We start from the raw sequence: 19355 nt of genomic DNA on the forward strand, positions 1-19355 counted from the left end.
CCGGCCTCGACCCAGACCCCGACCCAGACCCCGGTCCTGGTCCCGGTCCCGGTCCCGGTCCTGGTCCTGCTGGTCCCGCCCCGGGTTCCGGTTCCGATGCTGGTCCCGGCTCTGGGGTCGAGTCCAACGCAGCCCCCACCTCTGGGAGAGGTAACAGCAACCTGCAGATGGGCCTGGCAGGCGCGGGCACCATGACGGGAAGCACGAAGAACGAGAACGACACCGCAGCCGCCCGTACGGTCGGGACGGTGGGGGTGGTCGGGTTCGCGGCCGGTGAGCTACGGGTCCAGGTCTCCACCCTGATGCACCTGGACGACCTGCCCGCCGAACTCGCCGGATGGGGACCCATCCACGCCCAACTCGCACGCCGACTCGCCAAGCGTCAGATCGGTGGGGAGTGGCGGTTCGCCATCTGCGACGAACAGGGACAACTCCTCCACGCCGGGATTACCCGGCGTCGCCCTGTGGGATGGCCCCGCCACCCGGCACCAGATCCTCCGCCCCGCCCGGCCGAACCAGCGTCCCCACATCCATTCCGTCCGGCCGAACCAGGCACCTCTCCTGCATCCGATCCGACCGACCCGGACGCCTTTCCCGCATCTCGCCTTGCCGACCCGACACCCGCTCCAGGGGCCGGCTCCGCGAGCGGTCCGGGTGGTGGTTCGGTTCGCCGTCGCGGGATCGTCGAACTCCAGCTCCCGCTATCCCTGTTGCGAGAGCTGCACGCCGACATCTACGCCCAGGGCGGCTGGGCCGGTGTCATCGCCGACATCATGCGCCAATACAACCAAGCCACCGGGCAGGCCTCCCCACCCAGCGCTCGAAACGGCCACGGCAGCGAAAGCGTCCACGGGGATGAGAACGGTGACGGCAACGGAAGCGTCCACGATGGTGGTGATGATGATGGCGGTGGGGGCGAGGGCGGCGGTGAGAGCGCGAGTGTCGTCACCCCGGCCGCCGAAGGCGGCGGCACCAGTGGCCTCGGCACTGCCCAGTCCGCCGACACCCAGACCCCTGATCCTGGAGCTCGCGGTGCTACGGCTCGCGGTGCTACGGCTCGCGGTGCTACGGCTCGCGGTGCTACGGCTCGCGGGGTTACAGCCCATCCTCCGCGGGACACGGCCACCGGCGGCGAGACGGCTGCCGGGGATGAGCGGCGGCGGTTCCCCACAGCCGGACTGCGGCGGCAGATCGAGATCCGCGACAGAGTCTGCTCCCATCCCGGATGCCGAGCACCTGCGACCCGGTCGGAGATGGACCACACCCGCCAATACGCCCACGGCGGCCCCACCACCGAACACAACCTCGCCGCCGCGTGCGCGCACGACCACGACCTGCGTGACAACGGCTGGCAGGTCATCCAGACCAGCCCCGGGCACCTGACCTGGATCAGCCGGACCGGCCACCGCTACCCGGCCGAACCGCCACCGATCATCGAACCCATGCCCGAACCCTTCGCCCCCAACGGCTGGACCCCCGCCAGTACCGCATGTGGGCTCGCGTCCAGCGGGTACGGCGCGGGCAGCATTGCCGCAGCCGCCCGGGAAGAGCTCCCCTTCCTGCCGACCTGGAACCATGAACCCGCCTGGTGGGAAGAACCCCGCCCCCGAACCAGATCCCGCGCCACAGGATGCGGCGCCATCCGGCCGATCGCTCGACCCCGACGAGGAGGACATTCCACCCTTCTGAGCCGGTGGAATACCGAGCGGTCCCGATGACGGTGGGGGCACCAGGGTGGAAGTACCAGCGGCCCTGTGGCGGGGTGGGTTGCGATGCGAGCGCCTCAACGGATGCCCTGGGTGCTGGACCCGAGACCGGGCCTCAGGCGCGGCGGCGACGTCACCATCCCGGCCGGATCTGGCGAGGAGGGGGGCACCCAGCACGGCGTCCGCGCGCACGAAGGAGGTCTCCGTGTGGGCGATCAGCACGCGGCTGAAGCGGCCGAACCCGATGCGGGCCGACACACCCCGAACGGCCGTGGCATGGAGCCGCATACGGAGCAGCCGCGCGCGGAGCCACCGGAACCACCAAAGCAACCGGGAACGTCGGGGGCGCGAAGGGACCACGCAGACTCACGATGAGCGGGAACGGCGTGGGCAGCATGACCGATCCGGCAGGGCTTGACCTGTCAGAAAGGACCTAATCGGAGTGGCCGAGTTGTGCGGAGATCCGGGCCGCGGAGTCGAGCAGCAGCCGGACGCAGTCGGCCATGTGCGGCTCGAACCGGGTGACCGGGCCTGAGACGCTGATCGCCGCCACCACGTGACCGTCGTGGTCGAAGACCGGGGCGGCGACGGAGGCGGCGCCCACCTGGCGCTCGCCCAGCGAGGTGGCGTATCCCCTGGCGCGCGTCTCGGCCAGTTCGGCTCTGAGCTTCTCGGGGTCGGTGATCGTGGCGTCGGTGACCCGCTCCAGGCGGTGCCTGGCCAGGTAGCCGTCGATCTCCTCGTCGGGCAGAAAGGCCAGGATCGCCTTGGACGAGCTGCCGGCGTGCAGTGCGTAGGGGATGCCGAGGGAGACCTCCATCCGCAACTCCTGCTCGGGCACGACCTGCTCGGCGTAGAGCCGGGTGTCGCCGCGACGGATCGACAGGGTGGCGGTCTCGCCGGTCTGGGCGGACAGGCGGCGCAGCTCGCCGGCGGCCAGGAGCCGCAGGTCGGTGCGCGCGAGGTAGGCGCGCCCCAGGGCGATCGCCGCGTGACCGAGTGCGTAACGCCTGCTGGCCGGATCCACGGTGATGAGCTCGCGGTTACGCAGCGCGGTGAGGATGCGATGCACCGCCGCCTTCGTCAGGCCGAGCTCAGTGGCGATCTCGGTCACCCCAAGGTCGGGACGGGGGCTACGCCCGAACAGCAGAAGGACATCCATCGCACGCTCGACCGCCGCGATGGACCTGCTCTGGCTCTCCGGCTCCTCGGAAGACATGGCAACAAGTGTATCCCGGTGCGAAACGGTTATCGGATCCTCGTCGCGACAGCGGCTCCCCAGCGCATTGACACCCAGAACCCCCCTCGTTACCGTCAGCGTTACAACGTTTCCTACAGCGGAACGGCGGTAGTCTCGGTGGACACGAACCTCCTGCGCGAGGTGCTGGCCCGATGGGCGAGTGGCGTGGTGGTGGTCGCCACCATGACCGACTCGGGCAGGCGGCACGGCATGACGGCCAGCTCGTTCAGCGCTGTCGCGCTCGACCCACCCTTGATCTCGATCTGTCTCACGACGACGAGCACCACCCAGCGGTTGATCGAGCAGAGCGACATCTTCACGGTGAGCATCCTGGGTCATGACCACGAGCCCATCGGGCGGCGGTTCGCGGGCATGGACAAGTCGGGAACCACGGATCGCTTCGGTCAGGAGCGGTGGGACACCGCCCAGACCGGCGCCCCGGTCCTCGCGGACGCGGTCGGCTGGCTGGACTGCCGGGTGGCCGCCAGGCACGAGGCCGGCGACCACACGATCATCCTCGGTACGGTGCAGGCCGCGGCCACACCGCGCTCGGCCGAGCCACTCATCTACCACGCCCGCACGTTCTGCAAGCTCCGCAACGCGATGATGCAGGGGGTAATCCAATGATCGCCGAACGACTCGTCGAGGACATGACCGACGCCGAGCGGGAGCGCGCCGCCCGGGTCGAGTCCGTGCTACCCGCGCTGCGGGCCATGGCGGAGGAGTCCGACATGCTGGCGACGTTCCCCGCCTCGCACGTCGGACTGCTGCGCGACGCCGGGCTACTCGGCCTCGTGGTGCCGGAGAGGTTCGGCGGGCTGGGCGGCACGCTGCGCGATCTGGCCGCTGCCACCTACGCCATGGGTACGGCCTGCCCCTCCACCGCGCTGGCCTTCTTCTTCCACAACACCAGCGCCTCCCGCGGGCTGCTGCCGCTGGAGGCCATCGAGGCCGGGCTGTTCACCGAGGAGGAGGCGCCGATCGTCCGCGCCTTCGCCGAGAAGGTGCTGACCCGGATGGCCGGCGGCACCTGGCTGGCCAACTTCGCGTCCGAGTCGGTGAAGAGTTCGACCGCCAACATCACGATCGCCACCACCGCTCGCCCGGTCGACGGCGGCTGGGTCCTCGACGGCGAGAAGTCGTTCGGCTGCGCGACAGGCGTCGCCGACTACTACCTGACCACGGCCAAGCTGGAGGGGCACGAAACCGCCGAGGGCCTCGCGACGTTCTTCGTTCCGCGCGACGCGGAGGGCGTGAGCGCTCGGGACACCTGGGACGGCCTCGGCATGCGGGCCAGCGCCAACAACGGCATCCGGCTGAACGGCGTGTTCATCCCCGCCGAGGAGGCGCTCACGATCCCCGGCGCGTTCACCCGCATGCTCACCATGAGCCGGGGCAGCTTCGTGGGGAACCAGCTCGCCATCTCGGCCGTCTACACCGGGGCCGCGCAGAGCGCGTACGACCACATCATCGAAACGCTCACCCGCAAGACCTTCGCCGATACCGGCAGGCCGATCGCGTCCTCCCCGCTGCACCAGCAACTCATCGGCGAGATGACCCAGCAGCTCGAGACCGCGTACCTCTGGCTGCGCTACCAGCTGCTGCTCGAGACCAGCGAGCCCCCGCTGAAGCCGAAGCAGGAGGTGTTCACGCAGTGGCGGCTCGGCAAGGGCTCGGTCACCGAGGCCTGTTTCCAGGTCGCGCTGATCGCGTTCAAGGCCGGTGGCACCTCGGGGGCGATGATGAACGGCGTCGTCGGCCGCGCGCTGCGCGACCTCGCGATGGGCCTGGTCATGACGTTCCCGGCCGAGCGGGGCAGGCTGGAGACCGCCCAGATCATCACGGAGGCCAAGGCGAACGAGCTGTTCACCACCGCGGCACGTTCCGGGGAATGATCGGCAACATCGAGTCCGAGAGTGGAGCATTCGTGATCGACATTCCTGCCCACCGCGACCTGGTGGACGGCACCTGGGCCGACTGCACTGAGGATCTGGACTTCGATCTCGAAGATCCGGCCACCGGCAAAGCCATCGGCCGGGCACTCGGGACGGCTCCCGGGCGCATCGAGGCGGCCCTCGACGCCGCCGACGGCAACGCGGCGCGATGGGCCGCCACCCCGCCGGAGCGCCGGGCCGAACTCCTCGATTCCGCCGCGGAAGCGCTGGACAAGCGGATCGCGGAGATCGTCGCGCTGGAGTCCTTCGCCACCGGGGTGCCGATCCGGCAGACCACCCCACTCGGAACGATCGTCTCCGGCTCGTTCCGCCTCGCCTCCGCCCAGCTCCGCGAGGGCTGGTTACACAGCACGCGGGACCGCGAGGACGGGAGGGCCGTGGAGGTGCACCGGCTGCCCCTCGGCCCCGCCTTATGCCTGGTGCCGTGGAACGCCCCGGCGCCGATGGCCGCGCACAAGGTCGCCAGCGCGCTCGCCGCGGGCTGCCCGGTGCTCCTCAAGGTGAGCGAGTACGCGCCCTACGGCTCCCAGTTGCTCGCCCAGGTTCTGCACGAGGTACTCCCACCGGGCGTCTTCCAGTTCCTCCAGGGCGGTCCGCGGACCGGTGGGCGGCTGGTCGAGGACCCGCGCGTCCGCGCGGTCTCCTTCACCGGCGGTCTGGCGGGTGGGAGGTCCGTCGCCGCCGCCTGCGCCGCCGGGCTCCGCCCCGTGCAGCTCGAACTCGGCGGCAACAACCCCCTGGTGGTCATGCCCGACGCCGACACCGGGACCGCCGCGCGGGCCGCGACGGACCTGCTCACCACGCTCAACGGCCAATGGTGCCGGGCGCTGGGCCGCCTGATCGTCCCCCGTGAGCGCCTCGACGAGATCGTCGAGGCCGTCGGCGAGCACCTGCGCGCCCTGCGTGTGGGGCCCCCACTGGAGGAGGCCACCGACTACGGCCCTCTGATCCACTCCGTACACCTGCGACGGGTCAACGAGGCGATCGCCGCCTCCGGCGGCCTGGCGCTACCGTGCGGGACCGTGCCCGAGGTCGGCAACTTCCTCGCGCCCACACTGCTCACCGGAACCGATCTCACCGACGAGATATTCGGCCCGGTCGCGGCCGTCGTCCCCTACGACACCGTGGACGAGGCCGTCGCGCTGGCCAACGCCACGCCGTACGGGCTGGAAGGGTACGTCGTGGGCACGGACGAGGAGCGGTCGCTCGCGGTCGCCCGGCGGGTCCGGGCGGGCGAGGTGAAGGTCAACGGCTCCAGCGTCATGAGCCTGGACCTGTTCACCCCACGCCCGGCCTGGGGTCTGTCCGGCCTGGGAGAAGAAGGCACCCGCGAAACGCTCCAGTTCTTCACCAACGCCAGAGTCGTCGGTGTCGAGGGCGGCTTCGCCCTGCATGGGAGGCGGCCATGAGGCGGGTGCTGGTGGCCGGCGCCGGGCCGGTGGGGCTGACCGCGGCGCTCGCCCTCGCGCGAGGCGGCGTGCCGGTAACCGTGCTGGAGGCCGGATCCGAGCTGGCGGCCGAGTCACGGGCGTCCACCTTCCACCCGCCCACGCTGGAGATGCTCGCCGAGCTGGAGGTGCTGGACGAGCTGCTCGCCAGAGGCCTGGTCGCCCGCACGTTCCAGTATCGCGATCGGTCCGGGGGCCCGATCGCGTCTCTGGACATGGACGTCCTCTCGGGCGACACTCCCTACCCTTTCAGGGTCCAGTGCGAACAGAGCAAGCTCACCCCGATCCTGCTGGACCACCTGCGACGGCACGGCGGCGAGGTCCTTTTCGGGAGAGAGGTCCGATCGCTGGCCGTCCACGCGGACGAGGTGACCGCCACCACCGTCGGCGACACGTTCACCGGCGACTGGCTGATCGGCGCCGACGGCGCCCACTCGGCGGTACGCCACGCGCTCGGCATCCCTTTCGAAGGCCTGACCTATCCCGAACGTTTCCTGGTCGCCTCGGCCGACGAGGACCTGGAGCCGCTGCTCCCAGGGATCGAGCTGATCAACTACGTGTTCGATCCGGCGGAATGGCTCGTGCTGCTCAGGACCCCTGACCACTGGCGGGTCCTGCTGCCCACGCCGTCCGACACGCCCGACGCGGCCGAGCTGGCCCGCCTGCCCGCGCGGCTGCGCGCCATAGCCGACCCCGGACGTGACTGGAAGATCGCCCACGCCTCCATCTACCGGGTCCACCAGCGGATCGCCGCCCGCTTCCGGCACGGCCGGGTGCTCCTGGCCGGCGACGCCGCCCATGTCAACAACCCGCTCGGCGGCCTGGGCATGAACAGCGGCATCCACGACGCGGTCGCCCTCGCCGCCGCGCTCCTGGCGGACGACGACAACGCGCTCGACGCTGCCGCGTCCAGAAGGCGTGAGGTGGCGCTCAACCATGTCCGCCCGATGAGCCATGGCACCTGGGAGAAGCTGCGCTCGGCCGACCCGGCGGCGCACCACGCGGAGCTGCGGAACCTGGCCGCCGACCCACACGCGGCCCGGACCCATCTGCTTCGCGCGTGCCTGATCTCCTCGCTGCGCGACACCGCGTGAGCACCACATCACCGGGGAGCTCCCCCATGATCGCCAGGGAGAATCCGGCTCGGTCCGGCGAGCTCGTGGGATGCGTGCCGGCCACGGAACCGGCCGCGGTGGACTCGGCGGTCCGCCGGGCGGACGACGCGTTTCGCGAGTGGTCGAAGATCCCGATCACGGAACGGATCACCGCACTGCTGGGGGCCGCCGGGGCCGTCTCCGCCCGGTCGGAGGAGTTGGCCACGCTGCTGGCCCGCGAGTCCGGCAAGCCTCTGGCCGACTGCCGCGGCGAGATCGGCTTCGCGGTCGCCTTCCTCCGCTGGGTCTGCGACCGCGCCCCGATCACCCTCGCGCCCACGGAGATCGACGACGCCGCCGGGCGGCTGGTGGTGCGGCGCAAGCCGTACGGGGTGGTGGGCTGCATCACCCCGTGGAACGCGCCGGTCATCCTCGCGCTGCTCAAGCTCGGGCCCGCGCTGGTGGCGGGCAACACGGTCGTGCTCAAACCCTCGCCGCTGGCACCGCTCGCGATCACGGAGATCGTCTCGCTGCTGCCGGCCGTACAGGTCGTCCACGGCGGCGCCGAGACCGGCCGGGCACTGGTCGGCCACCCGCTGGTTCGCAAGGTCGCCTTCACCGGCGGCGACGCGGCCGGGCGGGAGATCGCGGCGACGGCCGGGGCGATGACCACACCCTCGGTCCTGGAGCTGGGCGGCAACGACCCTGCGGTCTTCCTCCCGGACTTCGCGTTGGCCGACGCCGACTATGAGCGGCTGGTCATGGCGTCCTTCGCGACCAGCGGTCAGGTCTGCATGGCCGCCAAACGCCTGTACGTCCCGCGTGCTCGGGTCGCGGAGTTCACCGAGGCGTACGTCGCGGCGGCGGAACGGATCCTCGTCGTCGGCGATCCGCTCGATCCGCGGGTCACGATGGGACCGGTCATCTCGGCCGGTGCCGCCGCGAGGATACGCGCGCTCCTCGCGGCGTCGGCTGGCGGCACGGCGGTGCCGCTGGGACGGAACGCTCCCGGACATGATCCGCTGTCCGGATATTTCGTGACCCCGCGTCTCGTCGTGGGTCTGGACGATGACGCCCCCCTCGTGGCCGCGGAGCAGTTCGGCCCGCTCGTGCCCCTCCTGGTCTACGACGACGAGGAAGAGGTCCTGACCCGCGCCAACGCGAGCGAACTGGGTCTCGGGGCCTCCGTCTGGTCCGCCGACGAGGAGCGCGCCTTCGCGCTGGCGGACCGACTGGAGGCTGGATTCGTCTTCGTCAACACGCACAACCGCACCGGGATGTCCCTGCGCGCACCCTTCGGCGGGATCAAGCGCAGCGGCTACGGCCGCGAGTACGGCGAGGAGGGCCTGTTGGAGTACGTCCACCCTGCGGTCGTCCACGCCCCCGCCGCCTTCCGTCCCGGCGGTACAGGCATGGCCGCGGGCGCCTACCCCGGCTGACCCGCCTCCGCGCCCACCTCCGCGCCCACCTCCGCGCCCACCTCCGGGCCCCACCTCCACGCCGCGCGGAACGCTCCGGGCCCTGACAGCGCCAGTGGGTGCCCAGTGGGTGACCAGTGGGGGTGAACGCGCCGGGATCCCCCCGTACCGAACTCCTCGGCGGTCGTCCTTCAGGCGGCGATCCCAATGGGGCACCCCTCTTGACGCGCCAGAACCCCAGTCCTAGGTTTCCACTAACGGAACAGCGTATCTCTATGGGATACAGGAAAGGTGGCGTCGTGGAACTCACTCGCCGAAAGGTCCTACGAATTGGCGGGCTGGCTGTCGCCGCGATCGCCACCGGATGCGCGACCGCACCGAAGAAGGTCGCCACAGGAGCGACCGGTACGGCCGGCGCGGCCGGCGCACCGCTCGTCGTCGCCTCCTCCGCCATCACCAACTCCCTCGACCCGGCCGCCGCGCTCTCCAACGTGGGCGCCACCTTCACCGCCCAGGTCTATGACCCCCTGGTCACCTTCGGCACGGACGGGAAGCTGGCACCGGCCCTGGCCACCGCCTGGCACATGGTCGACGACCGCACGATGGAGTTCGCTCTCCGCCAGGGGGTGAAGTTCCACCGCGGTGGAGTCTTCGACGCCGCCGCGGTCAAGGCCAACATCGACCGGCTCCTCTCCGGCGACCCGACGTTCGCCTTCCGCGCCGGGCAGATGGGCACGCTGTCCGGCGCGGAGGTCGTCGACGCGAGCACCGTACGGATCACGACCAAGGAACCTGACCCCGTCCTGCTGAACCGCCTGGTCCGGTTGAGCATCACCGACCCGGCGATCTTCAAGGAGAAGCCGGGCACGGTCGCCTCCGGCACCGGCCCCTTCCGGGTGACCGCGTACGCCCCGGCCAAGAGCATCGAGCTGGAGGCGTTCCCCGAGTCCTGGCGGAAGTCCGCGAGCGTCACGACCGCCCGCATCGTCGCCATCCCCGACCCCGGCACGCTGACCACCGCGCTCCGTACCGGCGAGGTGGACGGCGCCTACGGCCTGCCGCCCGCGGTGGCGGCGCAACTGGCCGCGTCGTTCACCGTGAAGCCCGTCACCGCCGGATCCTGCGCGGTGCTGAGCATGATCGGCGATGTGGAGCCCAAGCTACGCGACAAGCGGGTACGGCTGGCGCTCAACCTGGCCGTCAACAAGGAGGAGTTCGTGAAGTCCGGGCTGTCGGGCTACGGGGAGGTGCCCAACGGGCAGCTGCTCCAGCCCGGCTTCGTCGGTCACGACCCCTCCCTGGAGGCCTTCCCCTATGACCCTGATCGCGCCAAGGCCCTGCTCAAGGAGGCCGGCGCGGAGGGCCTGACCCTGAACATCGCCACCACCGCGCTCTTCAAGCAGCAGGCCGAGATAGCCGCCGGCTACCTCGCCAAGGTCGGCATCACCTCCGAGGTGGTCATCCAAGACCTCTCGACCTTCATCAGCACATTGCTGAAGAAGAGCGAGACCCCCCTGATCTACTGGCAGACCGACTACTTCGACCTGCGCGACATCGCCGGGGTCAGCCGATTCGGCCCGCAGCCCGAGGGTGTGCAGAAGCACGTGGACGACGAGGAGTACGTCAGCCTCTTCACGAAAGCCCAGGCCGAGATGGATCCGGCCAAGCGGGAGGAGACCATCAAGGCGATGGCCAGGCGGCTCCACGACGAGGCCGGAGTCGTCTTCCTGGCCTGGCCGCAGACGGTCTACGTCCACTCGGCCACGTCCGACCTGAAGCTCAACGTCGACGGCAACGTGCTGCTGTCCGAATCCAGGAAGGCGATATGAGCGCAGGCCGTACAGCCCCGCGGGTTCTCCGCGCGGGCGCGGTATGGCTGGTCCGGCTGGTCGTGACCGTCCTGGGCGTGCTGACCCTGCTCTTCTTCCTCCTCCGTCTGTCCGGTGATCCCGCCGCGGTCCTCGTGGGACCGGGCGGGTCCCAGGAGGACATCGACCGGGTCCGCACCGAACTGGGCCTGGACCTTCCGCTGTGGACCCAGTACGGCACCTTCCTCGGCGATGTCGCCCGGCTCGACTTCGGGGTCTCCCCGCATACGGGAGAGCCCGCCATCTCGGCGGTGCTGGCCCGGCTGCCACTCACCCTGCAGATCGTCGGCGCCACGCTCGCGCTCGCGGTGCTGATCGGCGTGCCGCTCGGCATGCTCGCCGCGGCCCGGGCCCGCCATATCTCCGCCCGCGCCGTCACAGCGGCCGCCTCGATCGCCCAGGCGATGCCGAACTTCGTGCTCGGCCTGCTGCTCCTGCTGGTCTTCGCGCTCTGGCTCGGCTGGTTGCCGAGCTACGGCGCGGAGAGCCCGCTGCACGCGGTGCTCCCGACGCTGACCCTGGCCGCCTTCACCGTCGCCCGCGTCGTACGGCTGGTACGTGCCGGCTTACTGGAGGCGATCGAGCAGGACTTCATCCGCACGGTACGGGCGAAGGGGGGCGGCCGTCTGCGCGCGCTGGCGCGGCACGCGCTGCCCAACGCGTTCCCGCCGGTGCTGGCCTTCCTCGTGGTCGACAGCGCCTACCTGCTGTCCAGCACGGTGATCGTCGAACAGCTCTACGCCTACGACGGGATCGGCAAGCAACTCGTGGACGCGATCTTCCAGCGGGACTACCCGATCGTGCAGGCGACGGTGTTCGTGGTGGCGGTGCTGGTCGTCGCGGTCAGCGCGATCGGCGACGTGCTCGGCGCACTCGTCGACCCGCGGGTCAGAAGGGAGGCGGCGGGATGAGGACGTCGGTGCGGATCGCACTGGCGGGGTCGGCGCTGATCGCGCTCGCGGTGACGTTCGGCCCGCCGCTGCTCGGTCTGGATCCGCTGGAGCAGGATCTGCCGGCCAGACTGGCGCCGCCGTTCTGGATGGAGGGCGCGCTGGCCGGCCATCCGCTCGGCACCGATCAGCTCGGCCGCGATCTGCTGGCGCGTGTCCTGGCGGGCGGGCGAACCTCACTGCTGGTCGGCTTCGCCGCCAGCTCGCTGGCCTGCGTGGTGGGCATCGTGGTGGGGCTGCTCGCGGGCTACCTCGGCGGCTGGGTCGACCGGCTGGTCATGGGTCTGGGCGATCTCTGGATCGCCTTTCCCTTCCTGGTGCTGGCGATCGCGACCATCGGCGTCGTGGGTTCCTCGACCCCGATCCTGATCACGCTGCTCGTACTCGCCGGCTGGGTCACCTCCGCCAGGGTGACCCGGACGATCGTCAAGCAGGTCAGAGGCGAGGACTACGTGATGGCGGCGGTCGGCGCGGGCGCCGGTCACCTGAACGTGCTGGCCCGGCACCTGCTGCCCGCGGTGGCCGGCGCCAACCTGGTGATCTGGACCTTCAGCGTCGGCACGATGGTGCTCGTCGAAGGCGGACTGTCGTTCCTCGGTCTGGGTGTGCGCCCGCCCACCCCTTCCTGGGGCACGATCCTCAACGACGGACGCGAGTTGCTGGAGACGGCGTGGTGGATCCCGCTGTGGCCGGGACTGACGCTCACCCTGACCGTGCTCCTCGTCAACCTGCTGGGCGACGGACTCCGTGACACTCTCGACGTTCGGACGGACGACCATGCTTGAGGTGAAGGATCTGGTTGTGACCGCCGGGGGCGTGCGGATCGTCGACGGCGTCTCCTTCGAGGTACGACCGGGCGAGGTGCTCGGCATGGTCGGCGAGTCGGGGTCGGGCAAGACGATGACCATGCTCGCGGTGGCCGGGCTACTGCCCGGCCCGGCCCGGATCACCGGAGGGACGGCCGCCCTGTACGGCACCGAGCTGACCGAGGCCCGGCTCGAACGGATCAGGGGACGCCGGATCGGCTTCGTCTTCCAGGACCCGGCGACGTCGCTCAACCCGCTCATGCGGGTCGGCGCGCAGATCGCGGAGGTGCTGCGGATTCACGGCCTGGGCCGTACGGCGGCGCGGCGGCGGGCCGTGGAGTTGCTGGAGCAGGTCGGCATCGGCCCGGAGCGGGCCAGGGTGTATCCGCACGAGCTCTCGGGCGGGATGCGGCAGCGGATCGTCATCGCGATGGCCATCGCGCTCAAGCCCGCCCTGTTGATCGCGGACGAGCCCACCACGGCGCTGGACGTCACGGTCCAGGAGCAGATCATGCGGGTGCTGCGCGCCGCGCAGCGGGAGACGGGAGCGGCGACCGTGCTCGTCAGCCACGATCTCGGCCTCGTCTCCGAGGCCGCGCACCGGATCGCGGTGATGTACTCCGGCCGCCTGGTCGAGACAGGAACCGCGGACGAGGTCCTCAGCGCGCCCCGGCACCCCTACTCCGCCGCCCTCATGCGGTCACGGCCGCGGATCGGCGCGGGCCGGGGACCGCTGCCGGTGATCCCCGGACATCCGCCCGCGCCGAAGTCACGCCCACCCGGCTGTGCCTTCCACCCCCGCTGTCCTGTCGCGCTCGCCCGTTGCGCGCAGGAGATCCCCCCGCTTGCCGGCGGCGTGGCCTGCTGGGCGGTGCAGGATGGCTGAGCCGCTGCTCCGTGTCACCGACCTGCGCAAGAGCTACGGCGAGTCATGGGCGGTCGACGGCGTGACGTTCGAGGTCGATCGGGGCGAGACGCTCGCGATCGTGGGCGAGTCCGGCTGCGGGAAGTCGACGCTGGCCCGGTGTGTGGCGCGGCTGACGCAGCCCACCAGCGGCAGCGTGCGCCTGGACGGGTTGGAGCTGGCGACACTGTCACGCCGGCGGCTGCGCCCGCTGCGGCCACGTTTCCAGCTCGTCTTCCAGGACCCCTCCACCTCGCTGAACCCGCGCTGGACCGTCGAAGAGATCGTGCGGGAGCCGCTACGCCTGCAAGGCGTGCGCGGGGACGTGCCCGGTCTGCTCTCGGAAGTCGGCCTGGACCCCGGGCTCGCGGGCAGGCACCCGCACCAGCTCTCCGGCGGGCAGCGGCAACGCGTGGGCATCGCGAGGGCGCTGGCCCTCTCGCCCGACCTGCTGGTGCTCGACGAGCCGGTCACCGCGTTGGACGTCTCCGTGCAGGCCCAGATCATCAACCTGCTGCTCCGGCTGCAGGGGGAGCGCGGCCTGGGCTACCTGTTCATCTCGCACGACCTCGCGGTGGTGAGCGCCGTCGCCCACCGGATCGCGGTGATGCACGCCGGCCGACTGGTCGAGACGGGGCCGGCCGAGCAGGTGCTCGGCCGGCCCTCACACGACTACACCAGGGCCCTGGTCGCGGCGGTCCCCGGCGCCTGACCAGGCGGTATCCGACGGATACCGCCTGGTCAGGCGTGCGCCACGGCGGGACGCGCGAAGCCGAAGTTCTCGCGGAGCGTCGTGCCGTCGTAATCGGTACGGAACAGGCCCCGCCGCTGCAGCTCCGGCACGACGTGGTCGACGAAGTCCTCCAGGCCGCCGGGCAGGGTCGGGGGCATGACGTTGAAGCCGTCGGCGGCGCCCTTGGTGAACCATTCCTCGATCTCGTCGGCGATCCGCTCGGGGGTGCCCGCCACTACTCGGTGTCCCCGGTTCCCGGCCAGGCGGCTGAGCAACTGCCGTACGGTCAGGCCCTCCCGCTTGGCCATGGCCATGACGACCCCGGCCCGGCTCCGCTGGCCCTCGTTCACCCCCGGGATCTCGGGCAGCGGCTCGTCAAGTGGATGGTTGGTCAGGTCCACGCCGAGGACGTCGGAGAGCGCGCCAAGCGCCGACTCGGGGACGACGAGCGCCCCGAGCTCCTCCTGCAGCCGCGCCGCCTCGGCTTCTGTGGAGCCGATGATGGGCGACAGGCCCGGCAGGATCGCCACATCGTCGCGGTCCCGGCCGTACTTCGCGAGCCGGCCCTTGAAGTCGGCGTAGAACGCCAGGGCCGAGTAGATGACCGGTTGCGCGGTGAAGACGGCTTCGGCGTAGCGGGCGGCGAACTCCTTGCCGTCCTCCGAGGAGCCCGCCTGGACCAGCAGCGGCCGCCCCTGCGGCGGGCGGGGGATGTTCAGCGGTCCGTGGACCTTGAAGAGATCTCCCTTGTGGTCGACGGCGCGGACCTTCTCCTTGTCGACGTAGATGCCCTGGTCCTGGTCGGCGACGATGGCGTCGTCCGCCCAGCTGTCCCAGAGCTTGGTGACCACGTCCACGAACTCGGTCGCCCTGACATATCGGGCGGCGTGGGGCGGGAGGTCCCCGCCGAAGTTGCGCGCCTCCGACTCGAAGGCCGAGGTCACGATGTTCCATCCGGCGCGGCCATGGCTGATGTGGTCCAGCGAAGCGAACTTGCGCGCCACGTTGAACGGCTCGTTGTAGGTGGTGGACACGGTACCGATCAGGCCCACGTGCTCGGTGACCGCGGCCATCGCGGCCAGCGTCGTGACCGGCTCCAGGCCGCCGAGGGTGTGGTACTTGATGTCTCCCCAGAAGGAGAGGGAGTCGGCCAGGAACACCGAGTCGAGTTTGCCCCGCTCGGCGATCTGGGCCAGCTCCTGGTAGTGCCGGATGTCGGTGACCCGGGAGGGATCCGCGCCCGCGGTACGCCAGGCGGCCTCGTGGTGGCCGACGCCCATGAGGAAGGCGTTCAGATGGAGCTTTCTCATCTCATCCTCCAACCACAGTGTGTTTCCCATAAGGAAACATTGTTTTGCCTATGAAGACTAGCAACGAGGGACGGGATCACGAATCGTGATCGACGACGGCGCGAGCGGCGAGCCGCGGGCGGAGCCAGGCGGCCACCTCGAGGTGGGCCGGGTGCTCCTGGTAGCCGGTCAGCTCTTCGAGGGACTCGTGCCGCGTGATCAGGCACAGGTCGTAGGAGACCGGAGACCCGACCGTGTCGAGCCCGACGACGAGATCGCGAATCTGCTCCACCCTGCCCCTCAGTCCTTGGAGCAGTTCCGCGGCCTTCGGCGCGTCCTCCCGGTCCGTGAACCTCATCAGCACCACGTGGGTCAGCATGATTTTCCTCCTGGACATTTCCTCCGGTTCCGCGAGATCCTACGACTTGGAAACAGTGTTTCTCTAGATGTAACAGTCGAGGAGCGGGCATGGTGCGTGTCGCGGCGGCGCAACTTGAGACGGGTCAGGACGTGGCGGCCAACCTCGCCGCCTGCCTCCGCGTGATCGACTCGGCCGCGGCCCAGGGAGCCGAGGTGATCGTGCTGCCCGAGTTCTGCAACCACCTGTCCTGGTACGAGGACCGCGCGCACGCGCGACGGCTGGCCTGCCGGCACGGGGACCCGTTTCTCGCCGCCGTCTCCGAGCGGGCCGCCAGGCACCGCGCGTACGTCAAGATCGGCGTCACCCTGGCGAGGCGGGACGGACGCACCACAGGCGCCTCACTGCTCTACGGCCCCGACGGAACCCTCCTCGGCGAAGCCGACAAGCAGACCCTGATGGGCGCGGAGAACGACCACCTCGACCCCGGAACGACCGTCGGCCCGGTGATCGAGACCGAGATCGGCCGGCTCGGCATGTACGCCTGCATGGAGGGCGTGATCAGCGAGGTCACCCGCGGGCTGGTGCTGCGCGGCGCGCAGGTGCTGCTCAACAGCCTGAACTCGTTCGCCGTGGACGAGGCGAGCCTGCACATCCCCGTCCGGGCCGCCGAGAACAAGGTCTGGGTGGTCGCCGCCAACAAGGTCGGGCCGCTGGTGCCCGCGGACACGCTGCGGTCGGTCAGCGCCGGGCTCGGCGTCCCGCCGGAATGGTTGCACGGCGCGGGCGAGAGCCAGATCGTCGCTCCGGACGGCACCGTCGTGGCCCGAGCGCCACGGACCGGCGAGGCGGTGGTCGTCGCCGACATCGACGTGGCCCTCGCCGACGACAAGCTCCGCCCCGACGGCACGGACATCCTGGCCGCTCGCCGCCCGGCCCTCTACGGGCTGATCGCCGCCGAGCCCCGGGGCCGCAGGGCTCCCGCCGGAGCCGAGCGCCTGGTCGTGTCCGCGGTGCGGCCCGGCGACGAGCCGGGTACCGCCGCGGATCTCATCCGGCAGGCGGCCGAAGGCGGAGCGGAACTGGTCGTGCTCCCCGAGCTCTGCGGGGTGACGGCGGCGGACGCGGCACGAGCGGTCCGCGGGACCGCGGCGCACGTGGTGCTCACCGAGATCCGGGACGGGGCGCACGAGGGGCTGCTGGTCTCCGCCGAGGGGGTCGTGGGGCGGCAGCGGGCCCTCCACGCCTCCGCACGGCACGCCGGGCGGGTCACCTCGCTGGGCGATGGCCTGGAGATCTTCGAACTACCCTGGGGACGGCTCGCCGTCGTCGTCGGCGACGACGCGGTGTACCCCGAGACGTTCAGGCTGGCGGCGCTGGCCGACGTGGACGTCGTCGCGGTTCCGTTCACCCCGTCCGAACCCTGGGAGCTGGAGTACGGCCTGCTGGAACGGGCCGCGGAGAACCGGCTCAACGTCGTCGCCGCCGGCCATGACGGACCGGCGGGCCTGGCCGGGGCGATCCTGGCCGCACCGCGCGACTTCACCCTCTGGACCGCCTGGGAGGGTCCGTTCAGCGGCCGCATCAGCCACCCGCTCGTCACGCCGGTCAAGAACGGCGACCGCGTGGTTCGCGCCGACGTCTTCCCGGCTCAGGCCGTCAACCGGCACGTCTCACGCCTGACCGACCTCGTGGACGGCAGGCCCTGGCGGCTGGTCGACGCACTCATCACCGGCCATTGACATAGCCGCACCAAGAGTTTCACCATGGGAAACAATGTTTCGAACAGGAGTCCCGTTTTGAAAGAGACGCTCCAGAACGTGGAAGACATGGTCGACCAGTCGCCGATCGTCGACGTCACCGAGGCCTTCCAGCAGTGGCAGGAGTTGCTCGGCGAGCTGACAGCGAAGATCGAGGCCCGGTTCGAACTGAGGCGCGACCCGTCCACCGAGGCTCTCGAGTCGTACGGGTCCTACCCTGAGGGGGCGGGCGGCAGGCTCGCCGCCTTCAGCGGTCCGGAGATCGACTGGATGGTTCACTCCTGGATCGGGAACCCGAAGGCGAGCTTCGTCAACCTGCACCTGACGGTCTGGCTCGGCCCGCACATCAGAGTCCCGCACCTGGGCATCGCGCTGCTGCTCTGGCCCGAAGGGTGGTTCTACGCCGACGCCATCCCACGCGGCGACCTCATCGGCGACGGGGACTACTACGACCGCTACTACACCCCCAACGAGGCGGACTGGCTGGAGCACAGGGAGAAGCACGAGGACTTCGTCTGGTTCACCAGCCCGACCGCGTTCATCCGGGCCAGCCTCTCCCCGACGGCGTACTGCTACTCCTTCCCGGCCGTCCGGGCCAACATCGAGGTCGTACGCGACGTGCTGCACCGGCGGGTCGACCAGTGGCTGGCCTGGGTGGACGAGGCCGAGCCCGTCCCGTTCGAGGAGCGGGCCGCGCTGGCCGAGCGCGACCTCGCCGTCCGCAGGAACATCGCCGAACGCGACCCGGCGAACGTGATGGGCGTCAAGCTGTTCGGCCAGGAGACCACCGACATGCTGGTGCGCTCCCTGTGGGGCGGCGACCGGGTGCTCCCCCGGCCCTCGGGACCGGGTGAATGACCCTATGAGCCTGGTCAGGTCACTGTGGTGGGCCGCGCGGACCGGGGGACGACCTCCCTTCGACACCGCGCACCTCAAGGTCTACTATCCGGCGACGGCCCACGGTGACGACGCGGAGCGGCTGGCCGGAGTGTTCCCGCCCGCCCCGGACGGCATGCCGTACCCCGTCGTGCTGTTCCTCTCGGGCATCAACGTCGGGCAGGACGCCTACCGGCGGCTCGCCTGCCTGCTCGCGGCCGGGGGCTTCGCCGTGGTGACCTTCGACCAGGTGGCGGAACTGTTCGGCGGCCAGTACGGCCTGACGCCGGGAGTCGACGTCGACGCGGCCACACCGCGGACGTACGGCACGCGCCCCACCTGCCCGGCCATCCCCGCACTGCTGGACGCGCTGGCCCGGCTCAACGAGACGGGACCGCTCAAGGGCGCGCTGGACCTGGACCGCGTCGCGCTCGGCGGCCACTCCGCCGGCGGCACGGTCGCTCTGCAGTCCGCGCGCTTCTTCCCCCAGGTGAAGGCGGTGTTCGCCTGGGGCACGCACACGATGGCGGCCACCATGCTCGGCTGGCCGGCGGGCACCGTGTTGCCCGCGCAGGTGACCTGCCCCGTACTGCTCGGCGCCGGAGGCAACGACGGCGTCGTCGACGGCAGCGCCGACCGGTACGGCGAGGACCCCGCGACCCGGCGGGATCCGGTGACCAGGACCTTCGAGGAGGCCCTGCCCGAGTCGCCGGGGAGCGTACGGGGCGGCGACCATCTGCTGGCCGTCTACGAAGGCGCCAACCATTTCGCGATCGCCGACCCGGTGGACCCGACCGTGGCGCGCGCGTTCCTGGACGGCCCCGCCTCTCGCGATGTCCTCCCCCAGTTCGGGCATCTCGTCATGGTCTTCCTGGGGGCCCACCTGTCTCAGGACCCCGGGGCCCGAGCCGCACTCGACGGATTCGACGGACTACGTCGACGTTAGGAGC

The 19355-nt window shown here is 70.8% G+C and carries 17 protein-coding genes; 14 read left to right on the forward strand and 3 right to left on the reverse strand.

Going from position 1 to position 19355, the window contains the following annotated elements:
* The first annotated feature begins 773 nt into the window (after positions 1 to 773).
* The gene (locus tag IMZ11_RS22505; protein ID WP_228644399.1) at positions 774 to 1718 is read left to right on the forward strand and encodes an HNH endonuclease signature motif containing protein; all 945 of its coding nucleotides are present in this window, start codon (positions 774 to 776) and stop codon (positions 1716 to 1718) included.
* Between the two features lie 421 nt (positions 1719 to 2139).
* On the opposite strand, the gene IMZ11_RS22510 is transcribed toward IMZ11_RS22505, so the two are convergent.
* Complete coding sequence (locus tag IMZ11_RS22510; protein WP_228644327.1) at positions 2140 to 2925, reverse strand: IclR family transcriptional regulator; 786 nt, start codon at positions 2923 to 2925, stop codon at positions 2140 to 2142.
* 138 nt (positions 2926 to 3063) lie between these two features.
* On the opposite strand from IMZ11_RS22510, the gene IMZ11_RS22515 reads away from it, so the two are divergent.
* From IMZ11_RS22515 to IMZ11_RS22565, 10 genes are all read left to right on the forward strand, one after another.
* Complete coding sequence (locus IMZ11_RS22515; protein ID WP_061258852.1) at positions 3064 to 3573, forward strand: flavin reductase family protein; 510 nt, start codon at positions 3064 to 3066, stop codon at positions 3571 to 3573.
* Positions 3570 to 4841, forward strand: a complete 1272-nt coding sequence (locus IMZ11_RS22520; protein WP_228644328.1) for an acyl-CoA dehydrogenase family protein — start codon at positions 3570 to 3572, stop codon at positions 4839 to 4841. The genes IMZ11_RS22515 and IMZ11_RS22520 overlap by 4 nt, the downstream gene beginning before the upstream one ends.
* Before the next feature lie 32 nt (positions 4842 to 4873).
* The gene (locus IMZ11_RS22525) at positions 4874 to 6310 is read left to right on the forward strand and encodes an aldehyde dehydrogenase (RefSeq protein WP_228644329.1); all 1437 of its coding nucleotides are present in this window, start codon (positions 4874 to 4876) and stop codon (positions 6308 to 6310) included.
* Positions 6307 to 7443 carry an NAD(P)/FAD-dependent oxidoreductase gene (locus tag IMZ11_RS22530; RefSeq protein WP_228644330.1) on the forward strand — a complete coding sequence of 379 codons (1137 nt, stop codon included), beginning with the start codon at positions 6307 to 6309 and terminating at the stop codon, positions 7441 to 7443. Before IMZ11_RS22525 ends, IMZ11_RS22530 begins: the two co-directional genes overlap by 4 nt.
* A gap of 26 nt (positions 7444 to 7469) precedes the next feature.
* A complete protein-coding gene (locus IMZ11_RS22535) occupies positions 7470 to 8882 on the forward strand; it encodes an aldehyde dehydrogenase family protein (protein WP_228644331.1) in 1413 nt (470 codons plus the stop codon).
* Between the two features lie 278 nt (positions 8883 to 9160).
* Complete coding sequence (locus tag IMZ11_RS22540; protein WP_228644332.1) at positions 9161 to 10690, forward strand: ABC transporter substrate-binding protein; 1530 nt, start codon at positions 9161 to 9163, stop codon at positions 10688 to 10690.
* Positions 10687 to 11640, forward strand: coding sequence for an ABC transporter permease (locus IMZ11_RS22545; RefSeq protein WP_228644333.1), 954 nt, complete (start codon positions 10687 to 10689; stop codon positions 11638 to 11640). Before IMZ11_RS22540 ends, IMZ11_RS22545 begins: the two co-directional genes overlap by 4 nt.
* A complete protein-coding gene (locus tag IMZ11_RS22550; RefSeq protein ID WP_228644334.1) occupies positions 11637 to 12464 on the forward strand; it encodes an ABC transporter permease in 828 nt (275 codons plus the stop codon). The genes IMZ11_RS22545 and IMZ11_RS22550 overlap by 4 nt, the downstream gene beginning before the upstream one ends.
* Position 12465: 1 nt before the next feature.
* Positions 12466 to 13371, forward strand: a complete 906-nt coding sequence (locus IMZ11_RS22555; RefSeq protein ID WP_228644335.1) for an ABC transporter ATP-binding protein — start codon at positions 12466 to 12468, stop codon at positions 13369 to 13371.
* The gene (locus IMZ11_RS22565; RefSeq protein WP_255706896.1) at positions 13364 to 14101 is read left to right on the forward strand and encodes an ATP-binding cassette domain-containing protein; all 738 of its coding nucleotides are present in this window, start codon (positions 13364 to 13366) and stop codon (positions 14099 to 14101) included. Before IMZ11_RS22555 ends, IMZ11_RS22565 begins: the two co-directional genes overlap by 8 nt.
* A 29-nt stretch (positions 14102 to 14130) precedes the next feature.
* On the opposite strand, the gene IMZ11_RS22570 is transcribed toward IMZ11_RS22565, so the two are convergent.
* Positions 14131 to 15432, reverse strand: coding sequence for an LLM class flavin-dependent oxidoreductase (locus tag IMZ11_RS22570; protein ID WP_228644336.1), 1302 nt, complete (start codon positions 15430 to 15432; stop codon positions 14131 to 14133).
* Positions 15433 to 15508: 76 nt separating this feature from the next.
* Positions 15509 to 15790 (reverse strand): Dabb family protein, encoded by a 282-nt coding sequence (locus IMZ11_RS22575; RefSeq protein WP_061258862.1) that lies wholly within the window; start codon positions 15788 to 15790, stop codon positions 15509 to 15511.
* An 89-nt stretch (positions 15791 to 15879) separates the two neighbouring features.
* On the opposite strand from IMZ11_RS22575, the gene IMZ11_RS22580 reads away from it, so the two are divergent.
* From IMZ11_RS22580 to IMZ11_RS22590, 3 genes are read left to right on the forward strand one after another with little or no spacing between them, the layout of a single operon-like run.
* Positions 15880 to 17511, forward strand: coding sequence for a carbon-nitrogen hydrolase family protein (locus IMZ11_RS22580; protein WP_228644337.1), 1632 nt, complete (start codon positions 15880 to 15882; stop codon positions 17509 to 17511).
* A 57-nt stretch (positions 17512 to 17568) separates the two neighbouring features.
* The gene (locus IMZ11_RS22585) at positions 17569 to 18387 is read left to right on the forward strand and encodes an oxidoreductase (protein ID WP_228644338.1); all 819 of its coding nucleotides are present in this window, start codon (positions 17569 to 17571) and stop codon (positions 18385 to 18387) included.
* Between the two features lie 4 nt (positions 18388 to 18391).
* A complete protein-coding gene (locus tag IMZ11_RS22590; RefSeq protein ID WP_228644339.1) occupies positions 18392 to 19351 on the forward strand; it encodes an alpha/beta hydrolase in 960 nt (319 codons plus the stop codon).
* Positions 19352 to 19355 lie beyond the last annotated feature (4 nt).

The sequence above is a fragment of the Microtetraspora sp. AC03309 genome (assembly GCF_020826795.1).
In the GTDB taxonomy this organism is placed as follows: domain Bacteria; phylum Actinomycetota; class Actinomycetes; order Streptosporangiales; family Streptosporangiaceae; genus Microtetraspora; species Microtetraspora glauca.